The following is a 22396-nucleotide window of genomic DNA, read 5'->3' on the forward strand; positions in this document are numbered from 1 at the left end:
GCTAAGTTTAGCATAGGCTACTAATTCGGCTGATAAGAATGGTAGATATGTGATCATGTTGGCTTGTGGTACGATTTTTCTACAATGCATTGAGGGTAGTTTCAGTGTTTCGTTTGTTGATTCCAGTGATTGTTTTGATTGCAATCATCCTATTTGTGAAAGCTTATAATTCGGGTTCTCCTCAACGAAGAAAGAAGCTTGTTTTTGGCTTTTTGTTTAGCGTGCTATTTGCTGGTGTGTTGTTTTTGACATTAACCGGTCGACTGCATTACATCGCTGCGGTTGTGACAGGTTTAATCCCTTTTGCTCGACGTATTTATCCTTTACTGCGCTATGTGCCTGTTTTACGAAGGTTCGTGTCTGAAAGAAGGAAGGGAAAGCAAGATAAAGATGAGTCTGGTGACGAACTTAAAAAAGCGACGATTACCACGAGAGATGATGCGCTCAAGGTATTGGGATTAGCTGAAGGCGCGAGCAAGCAGGAAATTGTAGATGCGCATCGTAAGCTAATGCAGAAATGTCATCCTGATAGGGGAGGCAATGATTTCTTGGCTGCGCAACTAAATCAAGCCAAAGACATCTTATTATCTTAAAAAAGTTCTTGCTGAGGGTGTTCCGTTTTCTGGACTTTTAAGCGCAACTCTCCTTCTTTGACTTTGGCGGTCAGCACTTCGTTATGTTCCACTTGATCTGGTGATACAATCGCCTTTTTTTCATTGTTCAGTAGGACGCTATACCCTCGATCCATTGTTGCTAAAGGACTGACAAGATTAAGTTTGTTGACAGCTAAGCTCAGTTGATGCTCTTGTTGGGACATAACTCTTTGTATTATGTCGGAGAGTTTTTGAGAAAGATGCTGGGTCTTGTGCTTAGCTTGAGCGAGTTGCAACTTCGGGTGGAATCGCTCTAGTCGCCCCTCTATTTTGCTTATCGATACTGCATTGTTTTGAATTTTCGTTTGCGCGGCTTGATGTAAGCGACCAACCAAATTTTCTGCGTGTAATCGTTTTTGGGCGAGTAAGTAACTCGGACTTTGCAGTCGATTACGATGCGTATTCAAGATCTGCTGAGATTGGTGAAGTTTGTTTCGCAACAAAAACTGTAATCGACGATGTTGATCATCTAATTTTTGGGTGAGCTCATACTGATCTGGTGTGATGTATTCTGCCGCAGCAGAAGGTGTGGGGGCGCGCATGTCTGCAACCATATCGGCAATGGATACATCTACTTCGTGCCCAACCGCACTCACAATTGGCAATGCACTATCAAAGATTGCACGAGCAACAACTTCTTCATTGAATGCCCATAAGTCTTCTAAAGAGCCACCTCCACGGCCTACGATCAATACATCTGCAATCTGTTTATCATTTGCGAGTTGGATTGCTTTTGCGATTTCTTGTGCAGCGCCTTCGCCTTGCACTTTGACAGGGATTAATATTATTTCCAATCCTGGAAAGCGGCGCTTCGTAACGTGGATGATGTCGTGTATGACGGCTCCCGAACGAGATGTAATGACACAAACGCGCTTAGCCATTTGAGGAATTGGTTTTTTATGCTGTCTGTCAAAAAGACCTTCTTGATTTAGCTTAAGCTTCAAAGCGTCAAATGCGGCTTGAAGTGCGCCGAGCCCAGCTGGCTCCATGCTATCGACGATCAGTTGATAATCGCCGCGACCTTCATATAGGCTGAGTTTCCCACGAACAATAACTTCATCACCGTCTTTTGGTTGGAAGCGTAGTCGTTGATTGGCACCGCGAAACATGGCACAGCGAATTTGCGCTTTTTGGTCTTTTAAAGAAAAGTACCAATGGCCTGAACTTGGTCTTGCAAGGCCGCTAAGCTCACCGCTTACCCATACTTGTGCGTAACTGACTTCAAGCATTCGTTTAACTTGGCGATTCAGTTCTGAGACGCTAAGTGCGGTCGGTTTATTGTTGGTGGCTTCTTGAGGGAGCATAGCGGGCTTATGTTGACCAGTTGGTTATGAAAAGTCTATATAAATTAGTGATTTACAGCAAGTTGCTAGGGCGACTATAATAAACCGCTTTTCTCGGCAAGGCTAAGGAATCCTCCCTATGTTGCGAATAGCTCAAGACGCATTAACTTTTGACGACGTCCTACTCATTCCTGGGTATTCGGAAGTCCTTCCCAACCAAGTGTCGCTCAAAACTCGACTCACTCGTAATATCGACCTCAATATCCCTTTATTGTCCGCGGCGATGGATACTGTTACCGAAGCGAATCTCGCGATTGCGATGGCTCAGGAAGGTGGTATCGGTATTGTTCACAAAAATATGACCGTTGAGGAACAAGCTGCAACGGTAAAAGCCGTTAAAAAATTCGAAAGTGGCGTGGTGAAAGACCCCATTACTGTATCGCCTCATAATACTGTCCGCGAAGTATTAGAGATTACTGCAGCAAACAAAATCTCAGGCCTCCCAGTTGTCGATGGCAAGGACTTACTTGGAATTGTAACTGGACGCGATATTCGTTTTGAAAGCCGTCTAGATACTAAAGTGTCAGAAATCATGACGCCGAAAGAACGATTGGTGACTGTGAAAGAAGGCGAGACAAGTGATGCCATTAAAGATATGTTGCATAAAAATCGTATCGAAAAGGTTTTGGTTGTTAATGACGACTTTGAATTAAAAGGGCTTGTCACGGTTAAAGACATTCAAAAGTCTCAAGATTATCCAAACGCAAGCAAAGATGAGTATGGCCAGCTTCGTGTTGGTGCTGCTGTTGGTACGGGTGAAGGGACAGAAGAGCGTGTTGCTGCGCTCGTTGCAGCAGGTGTCGACGTGATTGTAGTCGATACCGCACACGGTCATTCGAAGGGCGTGCTTGATCGTGTCCGTTGGGTAAAAGATAACTACCCTCAAGTTGACGTTATTGGCGGTAATATTGCGACGGCAGAGGCTGCAATTGCCTTAGCTGAAGCGGGCGCCGATGCTGTGAAAGTCGGGATTGGCCCTGGTTCGATTTGTACCACTCGAATTGTTGCAGGTATTGGCGTTCCTCAAATTTCTGCCATTGCAAACGTGGCTGAAGCCCTGCAACCACTTGGTATTCCGCTTATCGCAGATGGGGGTATTCGTTTTTCTGGTGATGTGGCAAAAGCGATTGTTGCTGGAGCTAGCACGATCATGATTGGCAGTTTGTTGGCTGGTACTGATGAGGCGCCTGGTGAGATTGAGTTATATCAAGGTCGTAGCTACAAAGCATATCGTGGCATGGGCTCATTAGGTGCAATGGGACAAGCTCAAGGTTCGAGCGATCGTTATTTCCAAGACGCGAAATCTGGTGTCGACAAACTCGTGCCAGAAGGTATTGAAGGACGAGTTGCGTGTAAGGGACCAATGACTGCTATTATCCATCAACTTATGGGCGGTTTGCGTTCTAGTATGGGGTATACAGGCAGCGCGGATATTGAAGAAATGCGCACTAAACCTGAATTTACAAAGATTACTGCAGCAGGGATGAAGGAAAGTCATGTTCATGATGTAACAATTACCAAGGAAGCGCCTAACTACCGCGTCGGTTGATAAGTAGAGTGAAGTTTTAAGTAACAACAATCGGGAGTCAGCGGCTCCCGATTGTTTTTTAAGGTATTAAAAAGTATGTCTAGTTCTGAATCTGTATCGCAAAACATTCATGCACATCGTGTGCTTATTTTAGATTTTGGTTCTCAATACACTCAGCTTATTGCTCGTCGTGTTCGTGAAATTGGTGTGTTTTGTGAGATTCGCGCATTTGATATGAGCGACGAAGAGATCAAAGAGTATCAGCCTAAAGCGATTATTCTCGCAGGTGGTCCTGAGTCTGTAACCGGCGATAACACCCCTAGAGCCCCGCAAGCTGTGTTTGACTTAGGTGTACCGGTTCTTGGTATTTGCTATGGCATGCAAACCATGGCGGAACAATTAGGTGGTCGTGTTGAAAGCTCAGAAGTTCGCGAATTTGGTTATGCACAAATTGAAGTAGTAGGTAATAGCCGTTTGTTTGCTGATGTACGCGATCATCTTGGTGAGAATGGTGAGTCTCTACTTGATGTTTGGATGAGTCATGGCGATAAAGTTGTAGAAATCCCAGAAGGCTTTGAGTTGATGGCGCTAACGCCTTCTTGCCCTGTTGCGGGGATGTGCGATGAATCTCGCAATTTCTTCGGGGTACAGTTCCACCCAGAAGTAACGCATACTCTTCAAGGTAAGCGTATTTTAGAACACTTTGTGCTCGAGATTGCGCAGTGTGATGCGCTTTGGACGCCAAGCAAAATTGTAGCGGATGCAATTGAGACGATTAGAGAGCAAGTGGGTAGTGATCACGTGTTGCTTGGTTTATCGGGTGGTGTTGATTCATCTGTTGTCGCTGCTTTATTGCACAAGGCGATTGGCGATCAATTGACCTGTGTGTTCGTTGATAATGGCTTGTTGCGTTTGCACGAGGGCGATCAAGTCATGCAAATGTTCGCGAAAAACATGGGCGTTAAAGTGATTCGCGCAGACGCGGCTGATTTATTCTTAAGTCGCCTCGAGGGCGCATCAGACCCAGAAGATAAGCGCAAGATTATTGGTAACACGTTCATCGAAGTGTTCGATGAAGAGTCAGCCAAAATCGAGAATGTTAAGTGGTTGGCGCAAGGCACTATTTATCCTGACGTTATCGAATCTGCAGCATCGAAGACAGGCAAAGCACATGTTATTAAGTCGCACCACAACGTAGGTGGCTTGCCAGAAGACATGAAGCTCAAACTTGTAGAGCCATTGCGTGAGCTGTTCAAAGATGAGGTGCGTAAGATTGGTCTCGAATTGGGCTTGCCTTACGACATGGTTTATCGTCATCCCTTCCCAGGCCCGGGTTTAGGTGTTCGTATTTTGGGTGAAGTCAAAAAAGAGTACGCGGATTTATTGCGTCTTGCGGACAATATCTTTATTGAAGAATTACACCGTCACGACTTGTACCACAAAACAAGCCAAGCCTTTGCAGTATTCCTACCAGTGAAATCTGTAGGTGTTGTTGGAGATGCGCGTCGTTATGAATACGTGATTGCGCTTCGGGCAGTAGAAACAATTGATTTCATGACCGCGCGATGGGCTCACTTGCCGTATGAGTTTTTAGAGTTAGTTTCTAATCGAATTATTAACGAAATCTCTGGTGTGTCGCGCGTGACTTATGATATTTCGTCTAAGCCACCTGCAACAATTGAGTGGGAATAATTCGTTATTCAGATCAACTAGAAAGATACTCATCATGAAAAAAGACGATGTTTTCTGGATGCAAAAGGCCTTGGCTCTGGCCGAGCAAGCTGCTGGAAATCAGGAAGTTCCTGTAGGGGCTGTTGTTGTCATAGATGATGAGATTGTAGGGCAGGGTTGCAATGCGCCAATTGGCAGTTGCGACCCGACAGCCCATGCAGAAGTTCTGGCAATTAGGGATGCCTGCGAACGTGTTGGTAATTATCGACTCCCTGAAGCGACCCTATATGTCACCATAGAGCCATGCACCATGTGCACCGGAGCGATTGTTCATGCACGTTTAAAGCGCGTCGTGTTTGGTGCTATTGAGCCAAAAGCTGGAGCGGTTGTTAGTCAGAATCAATTGTTAGATCACCCCGCGATGAATACTTCTGTTGAGGTGACACAGGGAGTGTTAGCCGAAGAGTCGAGTCGTCTTATTTCTTCATTTTTTGCTTTGCGTCGCGAAAAAAAGAAAGCTCTTAAGCAAGCTGCGAAGTCTTAGATATACTTTTATTAAGCTAGAAGTAAATAAACTCTGAATCTGTAAATTAAGTTGGAATTAAGGAAGAGCCATGAAGGTGTTGGTGACCGGAGGAGCTGGTTATATTGGAAGCCATGTTGTTAAGCAACTAGGTGAAGCTGGATACGATATTGTTGTCTTTGACAATCTTTCGACGGGATATGAATGGGCTGTGACCTATGGCGAATTGGTCATTGGTGACGTCGGTGATTTTGATAGGCTGGATGCTTTGTTTGCTGAACATAAGTTTGAAGCTGTGTTGCACTTTGCCGCAAATATTGTTGTTCCTGAGTCCGTTGAAAATCCTCTTAAATATTACGGAAATAACACGCGCAATACCCTCAATTTATTGAGTGTGATTGAAAAACATCAAACTCCGTACATGGTGTTCTCATCTACGGCTGCCGTATATGGGATGCCTGATGAGAAAGTACTGACAGAAGATATGCCTCTTGCACCGATCAATCCTTATGGTGCGTCTAAAATGATGAGTGAGCAGATGATCCGTGATTTATCATTTGCATCAAATTTGAAACACGTGATTCTACGTTACTTTAATGTCGCTGGAGCAGATCTTGATAGCAGAATTGGTCAAGCGACGCCTGAAGCAACGCACCTGATTAAAGTGGCTTGTGAATGTGTGAATGGGGCTAGATCAGGTATGAAGGTATTTGGAACGGATTACGATACCCGCGATGGAACCTGTATTCGTGATTATATTCACGTTGATGATTTGGCGAAAGCACACGTTATGGCCTTAGATTTTATGGCACAGGGTGGTGAGTCTAGTATCTTGAACTGTGGCTACGGCCGAGGCTTCACCGTAAAAGAAGTCATTGATGTAGTGAAAGCGCAATCAGGTAAAGATTTCCCTGTTGAGGAAACTGAGCGTCGTGCAGGTGATCCAGACGCGTTAATGGCAGATAACACCAAGATCAAAGAAACGCTTGGATGGGTTCCTGATCATGACAACTTAGACGTCATTGTTAAATCCGCGTTGGATTGGGAAGCTGTTTGGCAGTCGCGTCAGGAGCAAGGATAAGTCTGTGAACTTTATTTTGGATGAGCGCCTCGCTGGCGACACAGAGTTTTTAGTCGATTGGCCATTATGTCGAGTATTGCTGATGAATGATCAGCAATACCCTTGGTGCATTCTCGTACCAAGAGTGATGTCTGATAACGATGATGTGATGAAAGAGCTGTATGAGTTGAGCGACGATCAGCGTGCTCAATTTGATGCAGAATCAGTGTTTTTGTCGAAAACTTTGATGCAATACTTTCAGGGTGAAAAACTAAACATAGCGGCCTTAGGGAATGTCGTTTCACAGTTACATATCCATCATGTCGTTCGTTTCAAAAATGACATAGCTTGGCCTGCTCCTATATGGGGGCGTCACTCGGTAAAGCCATATGACGACGCAGCGCTCACAGATCAAAAAGAAGCCTTAATCAATTTGCTAAAGCCTGCATTCGCATAGTCCTTTGGCGCTAACTATTCGAACTCGTTATCTGCAACGACACGCTGAGCCCGAAAGCTTAGCGTTTTCTCAAGAGTCTGATGTTCTTCAGCTCGATTCAGACCTTGTAACTGGTTTTGTTCTTCCTATCTATGATGAGTCTGTTAGCGCATTAACGCGCTTTTTAGATATGCCACGAACAGATAACCTGATTAGTGTTTGGGTGTTTAATGCTCCTAAGGGCGGGGCTGAAGATGCTCGTCGACGAACTGAAAGCGCGCTTTCTCATTTTATCGATGCCCTTGAGATGCAGCGTTTAAATCCACATATTTATCTTGCAAGGTTAAATGATTGGCATCGATTAATAATCATTGATCACTGCGCTCAAACTCGTCTATTACCTGCTAAAAAAGCAGTAGGCTTGGCGCGAAAAATTGGGGCAGATATAGTTATCGCGCAGCTCTCAAACCATATACCTACTTGGCTGTATTTTAGTGATGCTGACGCTATCTTGCCCTCAGATTATTTTGACCTCCCATCTTTTGAAAGCCGTCCTAGTGCATGTGTTTTAGGTGTTGAACATCAGGCAGAGAAGGGGCTAGCTAGGGAAAGCGCTTTGTATGATTTTAAACTGCATTATGTCGCTGAACGCTTGAAAGCATCAGGGTCTCCTTACGGATATATAGCGCTTGGTTCGATCATAGTGATTGATGTGGACGATTACTGTCGGGTTCGAGGTGTACCTAAAAAATCAGCTGGAGAAGACTTTTATCTGCTCAATAAACTGGCCAAATTACATGGTGTTGAAAGTATAGAATCTCCTGTTGTGAGTGTGGCTGGCAGATTAAGTTCACGAGTCCCCTTTGGTACTGGCCAAGCCTTGGAAAAAATGAAGCATGAGCACAACCAAGGCGATGACTACGGCTTCGATTCTCCTAAGACATTCGCAGATCTTAAGTACTTATATGATTCCTTAGAACAGGCGATTTTATTGGGTGAGATGGAGCGTATCATGCCGAGTTTTATTGGCGCTTTATCCAAAAACACTAAACTATTGGACACGCTGAAATACTTAGGCTTTGATACGTTTTGTCAGCATGCTCATCGTCAAGTGAATACACCAAGCCAATTTGAGAGTGCCTTTCACCAGTGGTTTGATGGTTTTTTAACACTAAAATTTGTGAACCATTACCGCTCGCATTATTATCCTCCTGTTTCTTTAGAGTCGCTGGATGCGATTAGCAATGAAATGACTCATTCATTGAAAAAGAAATATCAGGCATTAATCACTCATAGGTAGTCACTTGGCCCAACAAGTCTCTTCGTATATTCATGGTTTGGAACCATGGCAATACACCGTCTCTGCAGGCTTTACTTTGCGTGGACATTACACCCCTCCAACTGGAAAACCGGTGATTCATTTTCTTCATGGCAATGGATTTAACGGCTTGGTGTATGAAAAGTTCCTAGGGCCCTTGAGTAAACATTTCGATATCTTTTTGAGTAATGCGCAAGGACATGGCGATAGTGACGCAGGAGTTCGTCCTTTTACTGATTGGGATGATAGTGCATCTAGCTTTACTGAAGTGTGGCAGCACTATTCAACCTTATGGGCTGATGTGGAGCGAATAGGGATAGGCCATAGTTTTGGAGGTGTGAACACGTTATTGATGACACAGATCGACCCAAAGCTATTCACGAAAGTATTTTTGTTAGATCCAATTATTGGGTCGAGATCGTGGTCATATGCGGCGAATGGCTTACGCATGTTGGGTCTGTCAAAGCACTTTCCCCTGGCAAAACAAGCGCTTGTTCGCGGTACGTATTGGCCTGACGAAGAAGCATTATGGAATTACTTTTATCAACGCGGCACTTTCAAAGGCTGGGATGATGATTGTTTACGCTCCTACCTTAATCATGCGATAAAATCAGATGAAAACGGTGGTTTTTCACTGAAATGTCCGCCGAAAATAGAGAGTAATATTTTCTCGAGTTACTCGAACTCGGTTTGGTCTTCTCTAGCTGCCTTGGGTATACCTGTGCACATGATTTATGGCTCACGCACGTATGACTTTGTGCGTGCCAACTTGCCTAAGCTAGCGCGCCAATATCCCTTTGTAGAAGCAAGCAAAACCATTGGCGGGCATTGTTTTATGTTTGAACAGCCCGAGCAATCCAGTGAATTGCTGCTTTCTCTGCTTGGGTATGATGCTTAAGCCTTATTATTTGTGACGAAGTTCACTATAATCCTGCCTTTCTCAAACAATGGTTGTATAAAGAATGCGTGACGAAAGTATTTTGTTAGGTCAGGTCGAAGGGTTTATTTCTGTTTTGGCTCAATGCCAGGCGCTCGGAATTACCGTAGCTTCGGCACGCGAGAATGAATTAATCTTAGAACTTCCTTATACAGAGAAAATTATTGGTAACCCTGATACTGGTGTTATTCATGGGGGGGCGATTACTACCCTAATGGATACAGCTGCCGGCGCAGGGGTTTTATGTGCATTGCCAGAGTTTGAGCTCTGTCCAACTTTAGACTTACGTGTTGATTACATGCGTTCAGCACGACCTGATCAACCCGTATATGCGCGCGCTAGTTGTTATCGCGTCACTAAAAATATCGTATTCATGCGTTGTGAAGCTTACCAAGTTGATCGCACTGTCGCGCATTGTGTGGCCACGTTTATGCGCATGGGTGCCAAAGGTATTCCATCTTTGGAACATATGACCAAAGGCACTCAAATACCCGAATTTACTTTCAATGAGAACACACGATCGCAGGTTAGCTTAAAGGACCTTCGTGCATCAGCACTCGCAACGAAAGATTTCGAACCACTGATTTCTGCTATCCCTTATGCGTCTTATATTGGGGTGGAATTAGATGGAGAACCAGCCGCAGGATTTTACAAGTTAAATCGTCAGCCAAGTAATATAGGAAACCCTATTTTGCCAGCGATTCATGGTGGTGTATTAGGTGGCTTTATGGAAATGGCGAGCATGCTGCATTTGCTAGCCACGCAACCTGGGGGCGTGATTCCTAGGATTATCGATTTTTCGATCGATTATCTACGTGCCGGTCTAGATAGAGATACTTTCGTCCACTGCGAAGTGACTCGTCAGGGAGGGCGTGTTGCGAATGTGGAAGTGCATGCATGGCAGCAAAGAAGAGAAAAGCCTATTGCCTTAGCGCGTGCCCATTTCTTATTGGAATAACAACCTCCAAATTTTTATGAGCGCTGCTTAAGTTCAGCGCTCATATGTTTTCGATTATAAGGCTTCTCGTTAACCAAATTTTCTTCGCATGTTTAGTTTGAAGTCATTCTTCATATGACGAAGGAAATAACGCACCGTTGTAGTCTTAGGATTTGGCTCCTTGCCTTTCGCTAGCAGAATCATCTGCCAGTAATAAAAACCAACCGCGCCGAAGCTATTGATCGCTTTAATGAGATCAGAGCGACTATTATTTCCCCAAAAGCCTTTGCCGAGAACAAGTTGATGTTCATAGTCGTCTAGACTGTCAATCTTTGATTCAATCAGATCGCGTGGACAGTTTACTTGCGTGCAAAGGGGGCGTGCCAAACCAATCACATCGAGTTCTTTATCCGCAAGCGCTTTCTCCATAACAGAGCGTGATCGGAACCCGCCTGTTACCATCAATGGAATGTTGGCAGCCTCGCGAATGCGTTGTGCATATTCAATAAAGTAGGCTTCTCGCTTGCGCGTGCTCTCTCTGACCTCTGTGGGTTCAACCCCCATAAGACTCAGTTGCTCATACGTGCCGCCTGAAATCTCAAGTAAATCGACGCCGTCTTCGCCGAGCCATTTGGCAACTTGAACGCACTCTTCGAAGCTAAATCCATCTTTTTGGAAATCAGCAGAATTAAGCTTCACTCCGATTGGATATTCTGCGCCGACCTTTTCTCGCACAGCTTTGATTATAGCTCTAAGTAAGCGAGCTCGGTTCTCGATGCTTCCGCCCCATTGGTCTTGGCGTTTATTTACTTTCGGAGACAAGAACTGGCTGAGTAGATACCCATGCGCACTATGTATTTGAATCCCTTTAAAACCGGCTTCTTTGCAGAGTTCAGCTGAACGAGCGAAGCGTTGAATGACGTCTTGAATGTCCGCTTCAGTCATCGGCTTTGGCTTGCCAAAATTACCAAGCATTTCTAGGTGGACATCAGAAGGCGATAAAGGCGTACTGTTGACTAGTTTGGGGCACTGTCGACCCGGGTGATTCAACTGTACCCAGCAATGATTGCCATCTTCTTGGCTTGCTTTTGCCCAAGATTTGAAACGATCTAAATCTTTATCGTCTTCTAGTACAACATTTCCCGCACGTTCAAGATACCGGCGATCGACTTGGACATTACCCGTAATGTGGAGGCCTGCGCCACCGTGTGACCAACGGCGATACAAGGTTTCAAGTTCTTTTCCTGGCAAGTCACCTTTCTCGGCTAAGCCTTCGGTCATTGCGCTTTTGGCAATTCTATTAGGCAGAATGGCTCCGCAAGGGAGAGTTAATGATTCACCGATTAATGACGTGTTCGCAGACATAAAAGACAGTACCGTTTTATTGTTGTATGACAAAAGACAATTACGCGACAGAGTGTCAACTTGATCTTATTTAAGGCGATCTCGCTTGGTTCTGATGCGCTTGTGGAGTATTTAAACGTTGATCGGCATGTGTTGTACATGTTGTCTCGCGAATAAGATTTAACTTTATCGGTACGCATTTGTGATTAATGCGTGGCAGACATGAGAGCTATGAGAGCCATGAGTTGTGCTAGAAAGAAGATTGCCTGAACCGTTTGGAATGCGGTTCAAGCAATTGTCTTGAGTATATTTATTTAGTGGCCTGCTGTTGCAGTCTGTTCTGTCTGTAGTTTAAAGATTTGATATGGACCATTTTGCTGGATGTAGCTGTCAGGTTTGGCCATAACGAACTGCAATGCACTGGCTGTCATGTATAAGTCTCCATTAGGGCCAAAGCTAAAGCCGTCAGGCCAACGAAGCATTTTGGATTTATATAGTGTTTGTAATTGGCCTTGCGGATTCATCACGACGATCGCCGAATGTTCTATATCGGAAATATAAATATTTCCCGCATTATCTGTTGTAAGGCCGTCACTCATGGTTTTGGCAGCAAAGCGTTCGATACGAGCGTAGAGTTCGTCTCTTGGTAAGGACTCGTCAATGAGCGCACTTACTGGAACACGGTACATAGCTTCATCACTAACTGGCGCAAAATAAAGCCACTTTGCTTCACGATCTAGCGCAATTGAATCGACACCGGGACGCACAGCAAACACGCCAAACATCAACATCTTCTCACCTTCCACGACCGGAATATATTTGTCGGCGTCAACGGATTCATGGTCTTCAATAACGCGGCGAGCGGTTTGAGTTTGGGTGTCGTACACAATGACAGCGGGGTCTAAGCCAAAAATACTCGCGTCAGCGATTAAGATATATCGCCCATTAGGTTCTACTTGGAAATCGTTCATGTGCGAGCCTAAACCTGCGATGTCGCTCGAAAATTCATAGTAATGAACGAGCTCACGAGAATAGATATCGATAGCCGCGATTTTCGCAGTTCCTGTTCCATGATTTGCATAGTCGAGTAGCCATAATCGATTTTGTTGATCGATTCGCATCGAGAGTACTGTTTCGAGATTTAAAGCGGATGCTTTTTCGCCTTCTAAGCGAAGAGGCTTAACCTCGCCATCAACAATTTCCGCTAAGTTATACGCTGGGCGCCCTTCTGGATGATAGGTAAAGAAAACCTGACCTTCTGAGCTGACCGCAATATTTCCAGGTGGATAGGGGAGATCTACAACGAGTTCAAGCGCATCCGCAGTTAAGGTCGGTTCGGTTGTTCGGTCGGGAAATTCATCACCGCCGCCATATATCGCATCAAGTACAGAGGCACTTAAACCGATAAACACAACGACAGAAAATAGAAAAATAACAAATGCTCGCAACATGGTATGACTTCTTTTTTATAAGTGAGTTGGATCGCTCGCGCCGCAAGTAAGTCGAAACGCCGCACAAGTGTAACGACACCTGTTAATAAATTCATCTGTGAATTTACCGCTCTCTGCCTTGAAAATTTTTTAAGCGACCTCACATTGCTAAGCACATGAAAGTTGGCGAGCGTATATCGCTATCGCTTGGATGATACAAACAAAATAGTTAGAGAGATCGTTTTATGTCTGCAACTGAGAACCTTGGTGCTAACGCTGAAACCTTAGGCTTCCAAACTGAAGTAAAACAATTACTTCATTTAATGATTCACTCCTTATATAGCAATAAAGAAATCTTCTTGCGCGAGCTGATTTCTAACGCGTCAGATGCAGAGGATAAGTTACGTTTTGAAGCGCTTTCAAATGATGCTTTATACGAAAATGATGGCGACCTGAAGATTCGTCTCGATTTCGATAAAGATGCGAACACAGTGACCATTACCGATAACGGTATTGGTATGACGCGTGAAGACGTCATTAATCATTTGGGCACTATCGCTAAGTCTGGTACAGCTGAATTTATGTCGAAGCTGACTGGTGATAGCAAACAAGATTCTCAGCTAATCGGTCAATTTGGTGTTGGTTTTTATTCTGCCTTCATCGTTGCGAATAAGGTTGAAGTCTTTACCCGTCGCGCAGGCACAGATGCTGCGCAGGGCGTGCACTGGAGTTCTGAAGGTGAGGGTGAGTTCACGATTGAAACAGTTGAGCGCACGGCACGTGGAACCTCTATTGTTCTGCATTTGAAAGAAGAAGAGTCTGAGTTTGCTGATGGCTGGCGCTTACGCAGTCTTGTTAAGAAGTACTCGGATCATATTTCTTTCCCGGTCATTATGAAGTCTGAGCCAATGCCAGCGGCAGAAGGCGAAGAGCAGAAAGAACCTGAAGACGAGGCAATTAACGAAGCGACGGCACTATGGACATTGTCAAAATCAGAAATCTCTGAAGATGATTACAAGTCTTTCTATAAGCATATCTCGCATGACTTCCAGGATCCGCTAACATGGGCCCATAACCGTGTTGAAGGTAAGCTCGATTACACAAGCTTGCTTTATATTCCTGCAAAAGCACCGTTTGATTTGTACAACCGTGAAGTTCCTCGTGGCTTAAAGCTATACGTACAGCGCGTTTTTATTATGGATGAAGCAGAGCAGTTCCTGCCTCTCTACCTTCGTTTTGTAAAAGGTATTGTTGATACGCGTGATTTAAGTTTGAACGTTTCTCGTGAAATTCTTCAAAGCGATAAGACTGTTGATAGCTTGCGTACAGCACTGACTAAGCGTGTGCTTGATACTCTGACCAAAATGGCCAAGAACGATGCTGAGAAATATCAATCATTCTGGGATGAGTTTGGCCAGGTAATTAAAGAAGGTATTGGCGAAGATCTTTCTAATAAAGAAAAACTTGCTAAGTTACTTCGCTTCGCGACGACAAACGGCGACAGCGCTCAGAACGTATCGCTTGATGATTACGTGTCTCGCATGCAAGAGAGCCAAGACAAGATTTACTATATCTCGGCAGAAAGTCATGCGGCAGGTATTTCTAGCCCACATATGGAAATCTTCCGTAAGAAGGGTATTGAGGTTCTAGTGCTAAGCGATCGCATTGATGGCTGGATGATCTCTTACCTGTCTGATTTTGAAGGTAAGCATCTTCAAGACATCACTAAGGGCGAGCTTGACCTCGGTGAGATCGAAGCAGAAGAAGACAAGAAGCAACAGGAAGAAGCGAATAAGACATACGAAGCATTGGTTAAACAGATCAAAGAGCTACTTGAAGATAAAGTAGATGAAGTTCGTATGACGAATCGTTTGACTGACAGCCCAGCATGTTTGGTTGCTGGTGCGCATGATATGGATGCGCAGATGAAAAAGATCATGGAAGCTGCAGGACAACCTGTACCTGAAAGCAAGCCAAGTTTTGAATTGAACCCAGAGCATCCTCTTGTAGCTCAGTTGAATAATGAACAAGACGATGAACGATTTAATGATCTGACGCTTGTTTTATTTGACCAAGCAGCATTGGCGATGGGCGATCAATTGAAAGAGCCCGGCGCATTTGTAAATCGATTGAACAAATTGCTATTGGATTTGTCTAAGTAATCACTGAAGCAAATCAGTAGCGATCAATGTCCCTCAGGGAGCCAAAAAACGGTATGCTTAGTTCGGAAGCTTACCGTTACCCCGGCTCCCTTTTTTTATTCTTCAAATTTTTCTTTTTAAGGAATGCATCATGATTGATCACGTTAGTGCAGTCATTATTGTCAAAAACGCTGAAGATACCCTGCGCGCGACATTAGATTCATTACGCGCTTTTTCAGAAGTTGTGCTGTACGACAATGGCTCAAGTGATGCGACCTTAAATATTGCGGCTGAATATCAAAATGTGCAGGTATTTGAAGGGCAGTTTCAAGGCTTTGGAAAGACCAAGCAAGCTGCTGTCGCTTGTGCGACGAATGATTGGGTGTTATCGCTTGATGCCGATGAAATGATCACGCCAGAGCTGGGAGCGTACTTAGAAGACTGGCTTCCTAATCAAGATCCGACGATGGCGATTAAAGTGTTACGTAAAAACTTTTTAATGGGTAAGTATGTTAAGTATGCAGGCTGGGGCGGCGACTGGTTAGTGCGTTTGTTTAATCGCGAAGCGCATAATTTTAACGACAATGACGTACATGAAAGTGTGGCAATTCATGAGGGTAGCTACGTTAAAAAAATCCCTTACCCGATTGAGCATAACGCAGTTCAGCATCTCGGGCAGTTTTTAGTGAAGGTTGATCGATATACAGAAATTAATCGACAAAGTGGGAAAAGCTACCCGCCTTCTATTATTTTCTTAAAAGCTATGTGGCGATTTTTCGAGAGCTTTGTCGTAAAAGGTGGGTTTCTCGCAGGGTGGCGTGGTTTAGCTATTTCGTGGTCGAATGCGAATGGCGTGTTTTATAAGTATATGAAGTCTTACGCTGACAAACATTCTTCGTAGCAATCTTGGGGTACTCTTTTTGAGTCGGAATTGATTGGGTTGTACTGGCTCTTATATCAGGCTGGCTAATACGCCTTGCACCCAAAGCATGTAAAGTGCCGTGCCGCTAAAAATACTGATTAAGGCATTTTTAAATAGCAAGTGGGCAACGATTACAAGGCTCAAACTAATGATCTCAGGTAGTCCGTGATTGCCAGACAACCATTCGACATCTTTTAGACAATACATCACGAGAAGAGCCATCACTGCGGGTGGAAGATAGCGCCCTAGAAATAGGACGACAGGATGCTGCTGGTTGTGAAAAAGAACAAATGGAAGTGCTCTGGTTGCAAAGGTAGCAGCGGCCATCGTTGCGATAAATCCAATTAAGTACATTATGTCCATGGCTTCAGCCTATATTTCATTAGCAGTAAAGCCAAACTTAAACTAAGTGATACGAGCAGCATGTTTTGCGGTGTTGCTAGCCAAAGTGCTAGTGCGCCACTAACAAGAGCGATTGCAAAAGGTGCGAATGATTTCACTGATTTATACTGTTCGATTACCAGTACCATAAACAAGGCTGTTAAGGTGAATTCAAGGCCTTGTGTGTTGAAGCTAAGTTGCTCGCCAATAAGAACGCCGAGTGTACAGCCTATCACCCAATAGCTTTGATTAAGCGCCGTGATAATTAATTGCAGATCACTGATACTTTGCTGTGTAACGTCTTTATCGCCTTTCATTGAGGTTAACAGGGAATAGGTCTCGTCTGTCAGGCCAAAAATTAAATACCATCGCCGCCAACCTTTTACTTTGAATTCCTGTAGCAGAGATAGCCCATAAAAAACATGTCGAGAGTTCAGAAGCAGTGTTGTAACAGTGACTTCAATCAATCCCGCTCCCGCTGCAAGCAAGCCAACAGCCATGAACTGTGCAGCTCCAGCAAAAATAACAATGCCCATAATGCTTGCGAAGTACCAGGGGTATCCAAGCTCCGAAAACAATACGCCGAAGGCCATGCCCATAGGGACGTAGCCAAACATAACGGGAAAGGTTTGCCTCACGGCAATTTTAAGTTGTGGTGTCATAGCTCAGTGTAGATATGCGCATAACGATTTGCTGCATGTTGAATACTAAACCCATCAATAAATGAAGGCGCTTGTTGTGCTATTTTTCGCTGCAGTGTTGTATCCGTTTTGATGCGTAATATGGCATTGGCCAGTTGTTCAGGTTCAGCTATATCTACGAGTAATCCATTTACTTCTTCGTGAATCGCGTCGGGTATCCCGCCTGCACGGCTCCCGATAACAGGCGTTCCTGCCAAGGTCGCTTCAAGTAGTACTGAACCCATGCCCTCTGTATGAGATGGCAGAACCACGATATCTGCAAGGGCAAACCACGTTCCCATATCATTTTGGCGACCAACAAATTCTACATTGAGTGCGCCATCCGCTTGTGCTTCAAGATAATGGAGTTCCGGACCGTCACCTAACAGACAAAAGTGTATATCTGTTTGTTTTCGTAGACGCTTTGCCGCCGCGATAGTGATATCAAAGCCTTTGTGCTTATAGAGTTTGGCAGCTTGAATAACGATGAATTTGTCTTTGTATTTGCTCTGAAGTGCTGCGAGAGCATGCTCATCAATTGGGTAAGCAACAGGCGAATCATTCACGACGTTGGTGCGCGCGTCGGGAAATTGTCTGGAGACGATGTTTTCAACGGCATGACTTACACAGACAATATTTGATGCTTGTCGGTAAGCAAGGCTTGATATCCATTTATCTTTGAATTTATTGTCGATTCTTCTTGTGACGATGTATGGCGTGCCAAATATTAGCTTTTGAATGAGTGCCCAGTAAATGGCTTGTCCTTCATGTACATGCATGACGTGCATATTGCTAGTGGCATCTTTGCTATGCCCAGTCAGGTAATGGCTTACCTCTATAACTGAGCATTCCAATGCTTTACATGCATTCGAAAAGGGGGAGTTTTTTTTAGCGACAACGTTAACGTGATAGCCAAGGCGAAGATGCTCTTTGATTAGCAAAATTGTCTGGCTTTCGCCCCCGCTGAAGCCGCGAGCAAGATTAACGTGGCAGATGTTCAAGCGCTTTTTCCATAAGTGTTGGTAAAGCGCGTAGTGTACTCAGACTTTTGAATAGACCCAAGTTTGATTTCGACCGCCTTCCTTACTTGCATAAAGTGCGTGGTCTGCTTGCTCTAACCAAGCTTTGTAATCCATAAGGTTCGGATCGGCCTGACTAATACCGAGGCTGATAGTAAATTTGATTTCTTGTCCGTCATGCGTCACGACACATTTTTCGGCTGATTTTCTTAAGCGTTCACAAAAATAAACGGCTGAATCTGAATCAGTATTTTGAAGAATAACTCCAAATTCTTCGCCGCCATATCGACCAGCGATATCTGTTTTTCTTAAATTGTCACGTACGAGCGAAGAGACCTTACGAATCACAGCATCTCCGGCTTGATGTCCGTAGGTGTCATTCACCTTTTTGAAGTGATCGATATCTAGCATGACAACGGAACATTCAGTTTTATAACGCGTGTAACGGGCGTACTCTCGAACAAGGCATTCTTCCCAATAGCCACGATTGTAGAGTTCTGTCAGTCGATCTGTGCGGCTAAGCATCTGTAATTCATCGTTGGCTTTTTCAAGAGCTTTACGGTTCGCTACGATGTCGGTGACATCGTAAATAATGATTACAGCTTGATTGACGCTTCCGTCCAAAGAAACTAGCGGTGATATGGTGATGTTTTGGTACATGAATTTCTCAGTACCGGTAATTGGTCGATAATTAGGGAACTGAAATAGATAAGGACGTTGTTCCCATGTCATAAATGAACGGTTTTTTAACGCAAATACCGTGTTCACTTTTTGTCTTAGCCAATCTTCTGGAAGATCTTTAAATTCTTCGAACAGGTTTTTATTGCGTAGCTTGTCAGAGCTGACTCCGCTGTGGCTCTCCATAAAGCTGTTCCAGACTTTTACATTGAACTGTTCATCAATAACAACTAATCCGACATCCACGGTTTGGACCATGTCCATCAACCAATGGAATTCTTTCATTTGTTCGAGTGCTGCTTCCATATTCTTAATTCAGTAGGTAGTTGATTTGCTCATACAGTTTATCGAGCGAATCTTCAGTGAAGAGCAATAGCAGGTCACATGAGATGTTGTGGTTTTCGATGCTGTAATTAATTTCAATAGCCAGCGTTTGCTTCCATTGGTTTGAATTCTTGCCAATCAGTTCATTGACTTGAACGTGCTGACCCAGCACTACCGGATGTCCTTGGCTAAAGATGAGATCGATTTGTTCAGCCAGACCATTAATGCAGGCTCCGCTTAATATGCCGGCCATTTCCATTAGCAATTCAAGTTCTGCCTTACTATCGATCTCGCCCTGAAAATTCAGAAGGCTTGCCATGTCCTTAAAGCAAGAGTCGTTGAAGATGAGCAGCGACTCTCCAGAAATGCCTGAACCAATAAAGCCTTGGCATACAGCCGAATAGCTGGATGTCTCTTCGGTATGAGCCAGAGCCATTTCCAGTTCGCCAACATCAATGATGTTAACGTTAGGAATAGGTAATTTTACAAATACGTTCAAATAGCGAGCAAGAAGGTCCGCGGCTTGCCCCATTGCGACGTTGCTAGCCTCTTGCATGTATTCGCGATAATCGATGCTAGTGATGCTGTTGATTGCATCTTTGACGTTCGGATTTGCGGATGCTTCATTGGCTGTACGATAAAGCCCAAAATCTTCCAATAGGCTGATTAATTGCCCTTGGTCTATTGGTTTTTTGAGAAAATCGATCGCTCCCAAGCGCTTTACGCGAGCATTGGCCTCAGGCTGAATATCGCCCGATACAACAATGCTCATGCAAGGCAGGTCTAGCGATGAAATCATCTCGAGTGTTTCATAGCCATCCATGACGGGCATATTTAGATCGATAAACATGACGTCTGCTTCACCCGCTTTTACGAGCTTCAGCGCCTCTGCTCCGTGCTCTGCAAACTTCACCTCAATATCCCAGTCCTCAGGGAGTGAAGCCGCCATTTGCTTACGTGCGAGTTTTGAATCGTCACATATTAATACTTTTGTGGTCATCAGGCGTTTTTGTCCTTATTCATTTGCCTTTAGTTCAGTAAAGATCATGGTTTACGTCTCTTCAAGTGCGGATTAGAAAAGCAACACGTATACTGCGCATAAATTTGGAGGGTATATGAAAAATTGGCGAGATGTCGTGCAGGCACAAATGCTTTTTGCGGGTCGGTATGAGAAACAAATTGCTGCAATAAATAATGTAAGTAGCGCGGATCGTAAGCTTATTTACAATGGCTATTTGATGTCCTTAAGTACGGCATGGCAGGCATGGTTGAACGAGTGGTCTGAGCTTCTCTCTCCCAAGAACAAAGTGAATACTATCCAAAGTTGGTCAGAGTTTCTGTCGATCTACAGTAATGTAGCGTCTGTTAGCGCCTTCGTTGAACGAAGTCGCGGTCGCGAGAGCTGGGAAGCTGGTTTTATTGATCTAGATAACTTTGATCAGCGTGAGGTTCTTGTGTGTGTAGATGCTTGGGTGTTGGCTGACAACAAAACTGCCGAGGCAGCTCAGAACGACGGGTTGATGGGTGATCTTTCCGTCACTCAAATTGACGTGCGAGCTCTCTCGTTAAAAATGGGTGTAGCAGACGCCTCGCAAATGTTCGGTGAGTTGAAGCGATTCATCTCTGATGTGCGAGAACAATACGCCGAGTATTAATTAAGGTCTTGTTTTTTAGGCGTCCTGCTTAAATACAAGCCGATGATGATTACGCTGCAGGCGATAAACTGCGTGTGGTTGAAATATTCCCCTAAAACTAGAAATGCAATGATAACAGTGAATACTGGAATCAAGTTGATGAAGGCAGAGGCTTGAGTAGCAGGTACTCGCGTCAGAGAATAATTGTATAAGCCATAGGCGCCGATCGAAACGATAATGCCAAGATACATCACGGCAACAACGCTCGTTGTACTAATGGTTTCAGGTAAAGGGACGTACATCGCAGGCCCAAGAAAGAAGATTGCTCCAACCCAAGATTGCAGAGCTGTGAGAAAGAGAGGGGAGTAACGACTCACTAAATGCTTCACAGCTAAGGTATACACGGCAGCGCAAACCATCGCTAACAATTCGTAAAAGTTACCTAACATCGGATTAGGGGCTGTCTCTGAGCTATCTCCAGCAACACTTAAAATAATCGCACCGACAATGGCGATGGCAAATCCTAACCAAGTTCGAATATGCAGACGTTCGTCGAGAACAAGGTAAGCGCCAATTGCAGTCAATAAAGGCAGAAGAGATGTTACAACGCCAGCTTGAGATGCTGTCGTGTTTTGAAGTGCTAATGATTCAAATATGAAATAGAGGCAGGGCTCCATTATCGCCATCATTAATAGTAGCTTCCAGTCACCTCGTTGATAGTTTAGACGCCCCATCCAACGCAGCATGAATACGAAAAAGACACTGGCCAATAACATTCTTCCAAATAACACTTGGGCAGGATGTAGCTCTTGAAATGTTATTTTAAGCGCTATGAATGAGCTAGCCCAAATCAACATGGCGAGAGTTAAGGTAAGGATCGCGATATTGGAAGACGGTTTAGTTGGCATATTCGGCCCAAATGTAAGCGTTAAAAACTATGGCGAGATTATAGGTAAGCTATTCAGGCCCTGAAGAAGAAATATTGTTATTTCTTTCAATTTAATAAATTTTATATTTAATGACGCTTTGATCCTCTCAGAGCATAGAGAGCCTATGTCTCCCTGTGATACCATTCATCGTTAATGAAAATAGATTTGTGGAGTAAGTGTGAGTACTGCAGATAGTTCTTTCTTAGAGATTGTTCAGCAAGACGATGGTGAATTTGTTTTAAAACGAATCGATGAAGAAGGTGCATTAGTAACGATCCAGTTTTCTGAGGAAGTTAGTGAGTACTTGCGTGAGCATTCTGTAGAAGTTGCAAAAGCGATGATCGGTGCCGGTGTTCAAACCGCAAGCGTAAAGTCAAAAGCTGCATACGAAGCGCAGCAAAAAGAAGAAGTCCCTTCAACAGTACATTAAACTCAACCCATTTTTTGAGCGCACAGTAAATTATCCATAGTGCGCTTTATCTCTATATGTAATATCTAGTTTGTCATG

General features: G+C 44.2%; 22 protein-coding genes. 13 read left to right on the forward strand and 9 right to left on the reverse strand.

The annotated features are described in order from the left end of the window. Positions 1–104 precede the first annotated feature (104 nt). A complete protein-coding gene (locus tag A3738_RS11790) occupies positions 105–593 on the forward strand; it encodes a DnaJ domain-containing protein (RefSeq protein ID WP_068476373.1) in 489 nt (162 codons plus the stop codon). Here the strand turns inward: A3738_RS11790 and xseA are convergent. Next, entirely contained in the window at positions 590–1957 is a 1368-nt protein-coding gene (gene xseA, locus A3738_RS11795) for an exodeoxyribonuclease VII large subunit (RefSeq protein WP_068476372.1), read from the reverse strand. The genes A3738_RS11790 and xseA overlap by 4 nt on opposite strands. A 118-nt stretch (positions 1958–2075) precedes the next feature. Here xseA and guaB point away from each other — a divergent pair, with 118 nt between their 5' ends. From guaB to A3738_RS31990, 8 genes are all read left to right on the forward strand, one after another. Beyond that, positions 2076–3545: an IMP dehydrogenase gene (guaB, locus tag A3738_RS11800; protein ID WP_068476370.1), complete on the forward strand. Its 1470-nt coding sequence runs from the start codon at positions 2076–2078 to the stop codon at positions 3543–3545. A gap of 75 nt (positions 3546–3620) precedes the next feature. Further along, entirely contained in the window at positions 3621–5216 is a 1596-nt protein-coding gene (gene guaA / locus A3738_RS11805; protein WP_068476367.1) for a glutamine-hydrolyzing GMP synthase, read from the forward strand. Positions 5217–5250: 34 nt separating this feature from the next. Then, complete coding sequence (gene tadA / locus A3738_RS11810; protein ID WP_068476365.1) at positions 5251–5739, forward strand: tRNA adenosine(34) deaminase TadA; 489 nt, start codon at positions 5251–5253, stop codon at positions 5737–5739. A 70-nt stretch (positions 5740–5809) separates the two neighbouring features. Continuing rightward, positions 5810–6799, forward strand: a complete 990-nt coding sequence (gene galE / locus A3738_RS11815; protein ID WP_068476363.1) for a UDP-glucose 4-epimerase GalE — start codon at positions 5810–5812, stop codon at positions 6797–6799. Between the two features lie 4 nt (positions 6800–6803). Continuing rightward, entirely contained in the window at positions 6804–7235 is a 432-nt protein-coding gene (locus A3738_RS11820) for an HIT domain-containing protein (protein ID WP_068475877.1), read from the forward strand. A 4-nt stretch (positions 7236–7239) separates the two neighbouring features. Continuing rightward, positions 7240–8514 (forward strand): hypothetical protein, encoded by a 1275-nt coding sequence (locus A3738_RS11825; protein WP_068476361.1) that lies wholly within the window; start codon positions 7240–7242, stop codon positions 8512–8514. A gap of 4 nt (positions 8515–8518) precedes the next feature. Continuing rightward, positions 8519–9430 carry an alpha/beta fold hydrolase gene (locus tag A3738_RS11830; protein ID WP_197472161.1) on the forward strand — a complete coding sequence of 304 codons (912 nt, stop codon included), beginning with the start codon at positions 8519–8521 and terminating at the stop codon, positions 9428–9430. 64 nt (positions 9431–9494) lie between these two features. Further along, positions 9495–10427 carry a PaaI family thioesterase gene (locus A3738_RS31990; protein WP_068476359.1) on the forward strand — a complete coding sequence of 311 codons (933 nt, stop codon included), beginning with the start codon at positions 9495–9497 and terminating at the stop codon, positions 10425–10427. Between the two features lie 69 nt (positions 10428–10496). Here the strand turns inward: A3738_RS31990 and A3738_RS11840 are convergent, their stop codons facing one another. Together A3738_RS11840 and A3738_RS11845 are read right to left on the reverse strand one after the other, a co-directional pair. Next, positions 10497–11771: an NADH:flavin oxidoreductase/NADH oxidase family protein gene (locus A3738_RS11840; protein ID WP_068476356.1), complete on the reverse strand. Its 1275-nt coding sequence runs from the start codon at positions 11769–11771 to the stop codon at positions 10497–10499. Between the two features lie 293 nt (positions 11772–12064). After that, complete coding sequence (locus A3738_RS11845) at positions 12065–13201, reverse strand: SMP-30/gluconolactonase/LRE family protein (protein ID WP_068476355.1); 1137 nt, start codon at positions 13199–13201, stop codon at positions 12065–12067. Positions 13202–13425: 224 nt separating this feature from the next. On the opposite strand from A3738_RS11845, the gene htpG reads away from it, so the two are divergent. Both htpG and A3738_RS11855 read left to right on the forward strand, forming a co-directional pair. After that, entirely contained in the window at positions 13426–15342 is a 1917-nt protein-coding gene (gene htpG, locus A3738_RS11850) for a molecular chaperone HtpG (RefSeq protein WP_068476353.1), read from the forward strand. Positions 15343–15472: 130 nt separating this feature from the next. After that, a complete protein-coding gene (locus tag A3738_RS11855; protein WP_068476350.1) occupies positions 15473–16222 on the forward strand; it encodes a glycosyltransferase family 2 protein in 750 nt (249 codons plus the stop codon). A 51-nt stretch (positions 16223–16273) separates the two neighbouring features. Here A3738_RS11855 and A3738_RS11860 read toward each other — a convergent pair whose 3' ends face one another. From A3738_RS11860 to A3738_RS11880, 5 genes are read right to left on the reverse strand one after another with little or no spacing between them, the layout of a single operon-like run. Then, a complete protein-coding gene (locus A3738_RS11860) occupies positions 16274–16606 on the reverse strand; it encodes a branched-chain amino acid transporter permease (RefSeq protein ID WP_082869021.1) in 333 nt (110 codons plus the stop codon). Continuing rightward, positions 16597–17286 carry an AzlC family ABC transporter permease gene (locus A3738_RS11865; protein WP_068476347.1) on the reverse strand — a complete coding sequence of 230 codons (690 nt, stop codon included), beginning with the start codon at positions 17284–17286 and terminating at the stop codon, positions 16597–16599. Before A3738_RS11865 ends, A3738_RS11860 begins: the two co-directional genes overlap by 10 nt. Continuing rightward, the gene (locus A3738_RS11870) at positions 17283–18305 is read right to left on the reverse strand and encodes a glycosyltransferase family 4 protein (protein WP_068476344.1); all 1023 of its coding nucleotides are present in this window, start codon (positions 18303–18305) and stop codon (positions 17283–17285) included. Before A3738_RS11870 ends, A3738_RS11865 begins: the two co-directional genes overlap by 4 nt. 39 nt (positions 18306–18344) lie before the next feature. Beyond that, positions 18345–19307 (reverse strand): sensor domain-containing diguanylate cyclase, encoded by a 963-nt coding sequence (locus A3738_RS11875; protein ID WP_068476342.1) that lies wholly within the window; start codon positions 19305–19307, stop codon positions 18345–18347. Positions 19308–19311: 4 nt separating this feature from the next. Further along, positions 19312–20325, reverse strand: coding sequence for a response regulator (locus A3738_RS11880; protein ID WP_068476340.1), 1014 nt, complete (start codon positions 20323–20325; stop codon positions 19312–19314). Positions 20326–20440: 115 nt separating this feature from the next. Here A3738_RS11880 and A3738_RS11885 point away from each other — a divergent pair, with 115 nt between their 5' ends. Then, positions 20441–20980, forward strand: a complete 540-nt coding sequence (locus tag A3738_RS11885; RefSeq protein ID WP_068500910.1) for a hypothetical protein — start codon at positions 20441–20443, stop codon at positions 20978–20980. Here A3738_RS11885 and A3738_RS11890 read toward each other — a convergent pair. Further along, positions 20977–21867, reverse strand: coding sequence for a DMT family transporter (locus A3738_RS11890; protein ID WP_068500906.1), 891 nt, complete (start codon positions 21865–21867; stop codon positions 20977–20979). The genes A3738_RS11885 and A3738_RS11890 overlap by 4 nt on opposite strands. A gap of 199 nt (positions 21868–22066) precedes the next feature. Between A3738_RS11890 and A3738_RS11895 the strand changes: the two genes are divergently transcribed. Next, on the forward strand, positions 22067–22318 hold the full coding sequence (locus A3738_RS11895; RefSeq protein WP_068476333.1) for a hypothetical protein: 252 nt from the start codon (positions 22067–22069) through the stop codon (positions 22316–22318). Positions 22319–22396 lie beyond the last annotated feature (78 nt).

Source organism: Oleiphilus sp. HI0066 (genome assembly GCF_001635725.1).